The sequence below is a fragment of the Arthrobacter sp. NQ7 genome (assembly GCF_029581595.2).
GTDB classification, from domain to species: domain Bacteria; phylum Actinomycetota; class Actinomycetes; order Actinomycetales; family Micrococcaceae; genus Arthrobacter; species Arthrobacter phenanthrenivorans_B.
The window spans coordinates 21,215-29,550 of the sequence record NZ_JARFXU020000036.1 but is presented as its reverse complement, the minus strand read 5'-3'; the positions used below and the strand labels follow the sequence as shown (position 1 = coordinate 29,550).

General features: G+C 62.5%; 8 protein-coding genes. 4 read left to right on the top strand and 4 right to left on the bottom strand.

Annotated elements, in window-relative coordinates; all coding sequences use genetic code 11:
- The first annotated feature begins 99 nt into the window (after positions 1 to 99).
- Together PUN71_RS21835 and proC are read left to right on the top strand one after the other, a co-directional pair.
- Complete coding sequence (locus PUN71_RS21835; RefSeq protein WP_277800099.1) at positions 100 to 1,785, top strand: thiamine pyrophosphate-dependent enzyme; 1,686 nt, start codon at positions 100 to 102, stop codon at positions 1,783 to 1,785.
- 143 nt (positions 1,786 to 1,928) lie between these two features.
- Positions 1,929 to 2,780 carry a pyrroline-5-carboxylate reductase gene (gene proC / locus PUN71_RS21830; protein ID WP_277800098.1) on the top strand — a complete coding sequence of 284 codons (852 nt, stop codon included), beginning with the start codon at positions 1,929 to 1,931 and terminating at the stop codon, positions 2,778 to 2,780.
- Positions 2,781 to 2,989: 209 nt separating this feature from the next.
- On the opposite strand, the gene PUN71_RS21825 is transcribed toward proC, so the two are convergent.
- The 4 genes from PUN71_RS21825 to PUN71_RS21810 form a co-directional block, all read right to left on the bottom strand.
- Positions 2,990 to 3,610 carry an MBL fold metallo-hydrolase gene (locus tag PUN71_RS21825; RefSeq protein ID WP_277800097.1) on the bottom strand — a complete coding sequence of 207 codons (621 nt, stop codon included), beginning with the start codon at positions 3,608 to 3,610 and terminating at the stop codon, positions 2,990 to 2,992.
- Positions 3,607 to 4,713, bottom strand: a complete 1,107-nt coding sequence (locus tag PUN71_RS21820; RefSeq protein ID WP_277800096.1) for an S-(hydroxymethyl)mycothiol dehydrogenase — start codon at positions 4,711 to 4,713, stop codon at positions 3,607 to 3,609. Before PUN71_RS21820 ends, PUN71_RS21825 begins: the two co-directional genes overlap by 4 nt.
- A 443-nt stretch (positions 4,714 to 5,156) precedes the next feature.
- Complete coding sequence (locus PUN71_RS21815; protein WP_277800095.1) at positions 5,157 to 5,519, bottom strand: cupin domain-containing protein; 363 nt, start codon at positions 5,517 to 5,519, stop codon at positions 5,157 to 5,159.
- A gap of 346 nt (positions 5,520 to 5,865) precedes the next feature.
- A complete protein-coding gene (locus PUN71_RS21810; protein ID WP_277800094.1) occupies positions 5,866 to 6,291 on the bottom strand; it encodes a universal stress protein in 426 nt (141 codons plus the stop codon).
- Positions 6,292 to 6,953: 662 nt separating this feature from the next.
- Between PUN71_RS21810 and hxlB the strand changes: the two genes are divergently transcribed.
- The gene (hxlB, locus tag PUN71_RS21805) at positions 6,954 to 7,559 is read left to right on the top strand and encodes a 6-phospho-3-hexuloisomerase (RefSeq protein ID WP_277800093.1); all 606 of its coding nucleotides are present in this window, start codon (positions 6,954 to 6,956) and stop codon (positions 7,557 to 7,559) included.
- 65 nt (positions 7,560 to 7,624) lie between these two features.
- The gene (hxlA, locus tag PUN71_RS21800; protein ID WP_277800092.1) at positions 7,625 to 8,248 is read left to right on the top strand and encodes a 3-hexulose-6-phosphate synthase; all 624 of its coding nucleotides are present in this window, start codon (positions 7,625 to 7,627) and stop codon (positions 8,246 to 8,248) included.
- Positions 8,249 to 8,336: the final 88 nt, after the last annotated feature.

Here is an 8,336-nt window from a genome sequence, read left to right as displayed (position 1 = left end):
ACGCCGTCGCCTCCGCCGGCGTCAACGCCGTCGCGCTCGAAACCGCGGCTTCCGCCTGACCACCCCTTACGAAACCCCACCAAAGAGACCAGGAAAACGATGGCAACGCAGTCGACGGCCTTCCACCCCCGACTCCTTGAACAGACCCCCCCAACGACAAAGTCAGCCGGCCATGTCATTGTGGATTCGCTCGTAGCCCATGGAGTGGAACGGACGTTCGTTGTCCCGGGCGAAAGCTTCCTCGACGTCCTGGACGGTCTGCACGGTTCCCCCATTGAGACCATCGTCTGCCGACACGAAGGCGGCGCCGCCTACATGGCCGAAGCCGACGGAAAAATGAACCAGGTGCCTGGCATCGCAATGGTTACCCGCGGACCAGGCGCAGCCAACGCGCACGTAGGGCTCCACACAGCCTGGCAGGACTCAACGCCCATGGTTCTCTTCGTGGGTCTCATTCCTTTTGGCCACCGCGACCGCGAAGCATTCCAGGAATTCGATATCAAAGCCTGGTTCGACACCGGCGCCAAACGCGTCATGGTCCTGGATCACCCCGAGCGTGCCTCGGAAATTGTCGCGGAGGCCATGTTCGCCGCGCAAAGCGGCCGCCCGGGACCTGTAGTCGTAGGACTGCCCGAGGACATCATCCAAGAGCAGATCGATCCCACACTGCACCCAAGCATCCCGGTGGCAACGGGAGGCATGACAACCGTAGACAGCCGTGCGCTGGCCGACGCTCTGATGAACTCCTCCAAACCTCTGTTTGTCACTGGCGGCAATGACTGGTCTCAAGCGGCAGCCGACCAACTGACCCAGTGGCTGGAAAAGCACCACATCCCGGCGGCCGCAGAATGGCGAACACAGGGCACCGTCCCCTTCGACTCACCCTCCTACGTGGGCCCCATCGGCTACGGACGCCCCCGCCCCACCTACGACCTGCTGGACGAAACCGACCTTCTGATCTTCGTCGGCACCGTCCCGGGGGACGTCATCACGGATGGATTCGTCTGCCGGCAGGACTGGAACAAAAAGAACTTCCTGGTCACCATCGATCCTTCCCTCCGAGGCCGTTCAGGACCCGTGTCATGGCAGATCGTTGCCAAACCCGACGTCTTCGTCCGCGACCTCGTCGAGATCGAACTGCCCTACCGTGAGGACTGGAAATCCTGGACAGAACGCATGCGAGGAGAGCAAAAAGCGTTCGCCTCCCTCCCTTCTTCCCACCCGCACCCAGGGGCCGCCCGGATGGACACCCTCATGGCGAACCTAGTGCCCAAATTGCCCGCCGATGCCATGGTCACCTTCGGCGCTGGTGAACACACCAACTGGGCGCACCGCTATTTCCCAACCCAGCGCTACGCATCCATGCTTAGCGCGAGGAACGGCTCCATGGGCTACTCCGTCCCAGCAGCTATCGCAGCATCGCTCGCAAATCCCCGCCGTCGGATTGTTACCATCGCCGGAGACGGAGAATTCCTCATGAACGGCCAGGAGCTGGCTACCGCGGCGCAATACGGCGCCACCCCCCTCATCATCGTCATGGACAATCAGGAATACGGCACCATCCGCACCCATCAGGAACGCCACTACCCGGGCCGGATATCAGGAACACAGCTCCGCAACCCTGATTTCGCGGTCATGGCGCAGGCTTTTGGCGGCTTCGGTGTGCGTGCTGACGAGGACAAAGACATTCCCGCGGCCCTTGACGCCGCCCTCAAGGCGATCGAAACGGATAATACCTTCGCGTTGATCCACTTGGTCGTCGAACAGCGCGTCAAAGCGTACTGACAAAACAGCCGCTGCAGTCCGGATCACCAGGATCCGGACAATCAGCTCCCAAGAACCACCGGGGCCCTCCCCACCCCTCGCAACCGGGGAGGGCCCCAGTTACCAACTCCGCCTCCGGCGGTACGCCAACCCGTGACAGGACCATGAACACTCAAATTGCTTTCATCGGCTGCGGGCCCATGAACGAAGCCATCCTGGCCGGACTACTGAACACCGGTTTTGACCCGGCTCACCTTGTTGTGACAGTCCGCCGCCCAGAACGCGCGGACGAACTGGCCAAACGCTACCCCGGCGTCCAGGTCCTTGCCACACAGAACAGCCCGGACAGCAACCAGCGCGCTGTCGTAGGCGCCGAGACTGTTGTGCTTGGTGTCGAACCGTCGACCACGGCCGACTTGTGCCGCGAGATCAGCACAGCACTATCCCCCGGAACCATTGTGGTCAGCGTAGCCGCGGCCGTAACCGTGGCGCAGTTGGAAGCAGCCTTGCCCAAAACCCAGCCGGTTGTACGAACACTGCCCAACACCCCTCTCAGGCTGGGCCGCGGAATCGTCGCCCTCTCTGCCGGGACCCACTCCACACCCGACGACCTGACGAATGCCAAAGAAGTCTTTAGGGGTGCGGGTACCCTCGTTGAGGTACCCGAGGATCACCTCAACGCCGTCTCAGCCATCAGCGGCTCCGGCCCTGCCTACGTCTACTACCTGGCCGAAGCCATGGCGGCCGCAGGTACCGAGCTGGGACTGGACCCGGAACTGGCCAATGTACTGGCACGTGAAACGGTGGCCGGCGCCGGGCTCATACTTGGAGAACCAGGAGCCGACGCAACAGCCCTCCGAAAAAGCATGGCCGGACCCAACAGCATCACTGTCCGTGCGCTCACCGTTTTTGACCAGCGCCACGCGCCAGGCATCGTCGCCGAAGGCGCCCGCGCGACCGTGGAACGGTCCGCCGAGATCACGCAGCAACTCGACAACCCTGCCGCGCACAAGTAGCGGTATATGAGGACCCAGCGGACTACCTGCTTCACCGGATAATCCAGCCACTCTCGCCTGGGTGCAAGCGACTACGCCCGACAAGGCGGCGACCCCTGCCACAGATGCATCTGAGGCCGAACCACGAACACAGGTACTGCCGCTACGTAAAAGGCGCGCCGGATGTTCCCGGCGCGCCTTTCACTGGCTTGATGCGTTGTTTCCTGCCGCTACTGCGGAACCTTCGCCAGCGTTTCCTGTTCCGCGGCGATGGTGGTGTCCTCGCCGTGGCCGGTGCGGACCACGGTTTCGGCCGGGAGCGTCAGCAGGCGTTCGCGGATGGACTTCAGGATGGTGGGGTAGTCGCTGTAGGACCGGCCGGTGGCACCGGGGCCGCCGTTGAACAGGGTGTCCCCGGTGAAGACCGTTCCTTCGCTTTCGAGGTAGAAGCAGGTGGACCCCGGCGAGTGGCCGGGCGTGTGGATCGCACGCAGGGTGGCCCCGCCAACCTCGAACACGTCACCGTCGGAGTGGTAGCGGTCCGGTGCGGCGTCCGGGTAAACCTGCTCCCACAGCACCAGGTCCTCCTGGTTCAGCAGGATCGGTGCCTCCAAGGCGTCCGCCACCTCCCGCGCGGCACCGATGTGGTCATTGTGCGCGTGGGTGAGCAGGATGGCCTTGACCTTCCGGCTGCGGACCTGGTTGATGATCGCGGCGGCGTCGTGCGGCGCATCGATGATGATGCATTCCTCGTCATTGCCCACGATCCAGACGTTGTTGTCCACGTCCCAGGTGCCGCCGTCGAGCGAAAAAGTGCCGGAGGTGACCAGGTTCTCGATGGTGACGCTCATACGGACGCCCCCGCCGGCTGGACCTCGACGACGGAGCGCAGCACCTTGCCCTCGTGCATCCGCTCGAAGGCCTCTTCCACCTGGTCGATGGTGATGCGCTCGGATACGAACGCGTCCAGGTCGAGGTTTCCCTGCTTGTAGTGCGAAACGAGCATGGGGAAGTCGCGGGAGGGCAGGCAGTCGCCGTACCAGGAGGACTTCAGCGATCCGCCGCGGCCAAAGACGTCCAGCAGCGGCAGTTCGAGCGTCATCTCCGGCGTCGGGACGCCTACCAGGACCACGCGGCCGGCAAGGTCGCGGGCGTAGAAGGCCTGCTTGTACGTTTCGGGACGGCCGACGGCGTCAATCACCACGTCGGCCCCGTTGCCTCCGGTGAGGGCCCGGATGGCTTCCACGGCGTCCTCCTGCTTGGAGTTGACCCCATGGGTGGCGCCGAGGGACTTGGCCATGCCGATCTTGTTGTCGTCGATGTCCACGGCGATGATCGTTGTCGCCCCCGCGAGCTTCGCGCCCGCGATCGCGGCAATTCCCACGCCGCCGCAGCCGATCACTGCCACGGACTCGCCACGCTTGACCTCGCCGGTGTTGATCGCGGCACCAATGCCGGCCATGATGCCGCAGCCCAGCAGGCCCACCGCGGCAGCGTCAGCCTCCGGGTCCACCTTGGTGCACTGCCCGGCAGCGACCAGGGTCTTTTCCGCGAACGCACCGATGCCCAGGGCGGGCGACAGCTCGGTGCCGTCCTCAAGGGTCATCTTCTGCGTGGCGTTGTGCGTATTGAAGCAGTACTGCGGCTGGCCCTTGGCGCACGCACGGCACTCACCGCAGACGGCGCGCCAGTTCAGGATGACCCGGTCACCGGGCGCCACCGATGTCACGTCCGGGCCCACAGCAGAGACCACACCGGTGGCCTCATGACCCAGAAGATATGGGAAGTCATCGCCGATACCGCCCTGCTTGTAGTGCAGATCGGTGTGGCATACACCGCAGGTCAGGATGTCCACCAGCGCCTCACCCGGGCCCGGATCCGGCACCAGAATGGTCTCCAGCGATACCGGGGCGTTCTTCTCCCGGACAACGACGGCTTGAACTTTATGGACCATGAAATTTTCCTTGCTGTTGGGTGCTATCGACAACCGGCCGGATGGCAGTGCGGGACGAGGAACCAGCAAACGGCGGTTCTACGGACGCTGTTTACGCGGGACGGGCAACGAGGGTCGGCTTTCAGCGGCTTGCACGCAGTGTAGACCAGCACATTCGGGCTGATCACAAACGTTTGAGTTTCTTGCCGTGCCCCGCAACCATGCTCAATCACCCGATGCATGAAACAAGGGCCTCCCCCGGCTGTGGCCGAAGGAGGCCCCTCTTGCGCAAAGGTGAACCTGAAGAAATGCCGCGTTGGAGTTGGCCTAGGACATCCCTTCTGGGGCCGAACGTCGGCCAACAGCCATTGGATATGCTGCACTGGTGTGGTGCAAGCTCCGCGGACCGAATAGATCAGGTAACCCGTTGCTGCCTTCTCTTATCCGCGCCGACTCGGACGGTCCTACGCGGTGTAGACGACGAAGACCTTGCGCAGACGCTCATGCACGTTCCAGGTGCCGGTCCATCCGATCGGGAAGTAGGCGGTGTCACCGGCAGACAAGAGCACTTCATCTCCCCCATCGCGCTGAACGCTCATCTTGCCGGACAGAACGTGAATGATTTCGCCCTTGTTCAGAAACTCCCAACGGGAGAGGCCGGTTTCGGTTTCCCACGTGCCTGAGGCAATGCGCCCGTCCTCAGACTCAAAGGCTCTGCGACTGCGAACGGTGATGTCACCACTGAGCGGGGTCGCGCTCGGCGGGGCGAGAAGCGACTCTTCAAGGTCACTAGCGTTCAGGTCAGCAGCACGAAATGCGATTGTCATTTAGATGTTTCTCTTTCTCGAAAGGTGCCGCGGGCGGCTCATCGACTTGTTTCTTGCCCCGCGAAGCAGGGTGCGTGCGTCAGCGTATTCGGGGTGCCGGGGCATGGTGCCCCGTTGACCTTCTGACGGACAGATGGGTCTCCAGCCCACTGACAAGGCAGACGCCGTTGTCACAGGTTCGTGGAGGAAATATTAAAGTGCCCTCAAGCGGCGGGCGTGATGCGCCAGATGTTTACTTTGCCTGCACGCGCTGATGCATAGCCAGCCCGGTAAGCAACCAGACGGGGGGAAGGATACTAAACAGCCGGCTCACCTCTTCCCCCAGTTGCGTTCGCTGTGGCAAGTGTTAGTCCGCGTCGTACGTGTTGGCGATATAGACATCGCACGGTGCGTTGTGCGCCACGCTATTGGCCACACTGCCTAGGACGCGCCCGATCCCTCGCATCCTACGATTGCCAACGACAATGATCCTCGCTTCCTTGCGAATTGCTTCGCGGATCAGGGCGTCTGCGGGCCGGCCTGGAGCGGCAGCATACGTGATCTTGAAATCCCCGCCCAAGGTATCGGCAACCGTCCGGGCAACTTGTTCGGCCCTGTCAGCATCGGGCACAAGCCAGTTGCCGCTGCCGCTGCCGAGTCCGGGGTGGTCGCCGTCAAAGGCTGCGACGACGTGAAGAATTGCACCAATCCCTGTCGCTAGGTCCCTCGCTGCTTCCGCAGCCTTACGGGCGGTTGCACTGCCGTCAACTCCTACAACAACGATTCCGCTCATGTGCATGCTCCTTTGCTTGGTATTGCGGCGCTGCCCAGGTGGCTAGCGGGGTGGGAAACCACTCCGATTCGGAGTAACTCCCGTGTTGGGACCTCGACCCCGTAGCACCGGACGCAGCCAGAGACCCCGCCGCACCTTGACCGACTGCGGCCACGAAAGAGGACGTCCTGGCTGAGATCTGTACAAAGGCCAAATCTTTGAACATCATGATTGGATCATGTTTTGCCTTTGGATGACAAGAGATACGTTAAAGGTCTGCCTCCTGATGATTGTTGGCCCCCACCTTTCGGGGCAGTCGGGGAGCGTGCGCCAAACATTGCGTCATAGGTCTTGTCATCCAAAGGTGAGTCTGGTTTCATAATCATATTCCAAAGCTTCGACCTATGGATGCGGTAAGGGGTGAGCTGATTCGGAGTCGGACAGCGACACGAGGGTATGACCAGGAAACGAACCACGTTGCTTGATACCGGCTGGGGCAGCGCCCGATCGCGTCGCCAGCAATGACCCGAGTACCCGCATGTGCGGAACGACGGCAAAAGACAAACCCATGTACCGCCGAGCGAGAACAAGCGACATGTGCTGCACCCGCTGTACCAGACCCGGCAAGACGGATCCGAGGGCACTTTGGGGACAGCTGGCAGAACACACCCGAAGGAGTTGACATGAGCGTAATCACAGAAGGTGAAGCACGAATTGCCGAAACCATAAACAGCAGCCAAATAGCCGGCAGTGTGTCTCTCATTCAGCAGGAAATTGCGGACACCGCGGGCGCTATCGAGGCCAAACAGCTCGCGGCCTTGGCCGTCGGGGTAGCAGCAGCGCCGCGGATATTCCTCGCAGGCGCAGGTCGCAGCGGGCTTGTTCTGCGGATGGCAGCAATGAGACTTATGCACCTCGGCCTGACAGTCCATGTTGCCGGTGACACAACGACTCCAGCGATCACCTCTGGAGACCTGCTGCTGGTCGCATCTGGGTCGGGCACGACATCCGGCGTGGTCAAGGCAGCAAAAACAGCATCCGGTGCAGGAGCGAAAGTCGCCGTTCTAACCACGAACGCGCAGTCCCCCCTCGCCGTACTGGCGGACACACTGGTAATCATCCCCGCCGTTCAAAAGACGGATCACGGATCCAGCGTTTCCCGCCAGTACTCCGGCAGCCTGTTCGAACAGGCACTGTTCCTGGCCACGGAAGCGGTCTTCCAGTCACTGTGGGAAACCGCTGACGTATCGGCCGAAGAGCTCTGGCTCCGGCACGCGAACCTCGAATAATCACCCTTTCCTTGCACCCGCTCGTCCCTTACCAAATGCACGTCCTCTACAGAAAGAACCACACTATGAAACTCCAGGTAGCCATCGACCTCCTCACCGTTGAGGACGCCCTCGAACTGGCCGGCAAGGTCGCCGAGTACGTCGACATCATCGAACTGGGCACCCCGCTGATCAAGGCCGAAGGGCTCTCGGCCATCACCGCCGTGAAGGAAGCCCACCCCGACAAGCTGGTTTTCGCCGACATGAAAACCATGGACGCCGGCGAACTCGAAGCCGACATCGCCTTCAAGGCAGGCGCCGACCTGGTCACCGTGCTCGGCTCCGCCGATGACTCCACCATCGCGGGCGCAGTCAAGGCCGCCAAAGCACACAACAAGGGCGTCGTCGTCGACCTGATCGGCGTCGAGGACAAGGCCACCCGCGCCAAGGAAGTCCGCGCCCTGGGTGCGAAGTTCGTCGAAATGCACGCGGGCTTGGACGAGCAGGCAAAGCCCGGCTTCGACCTGAATGGACTCCTCCGCGCGGGAGAAGAAGCACGGGTGCCCTTCTCCGTGGCAGGCGGCGTGAACGCCAGCACCATCGCAGCCGTCCAGGCCGCAGGAGCCGACGTTGCCGTCGCCGGCGGAGCCATCTACGGCGCGTCCGACCCCGCGCTGGCCGCCAAGGAACTCCGGACAGCCATCAGCTGACCCTTATACCCCCTCGCAACGGGACGGCGGCTCCACCTGCACAGGTGGGGCCGCTGTTGCATCACCCACGGGGAACCACCCCCTGCAG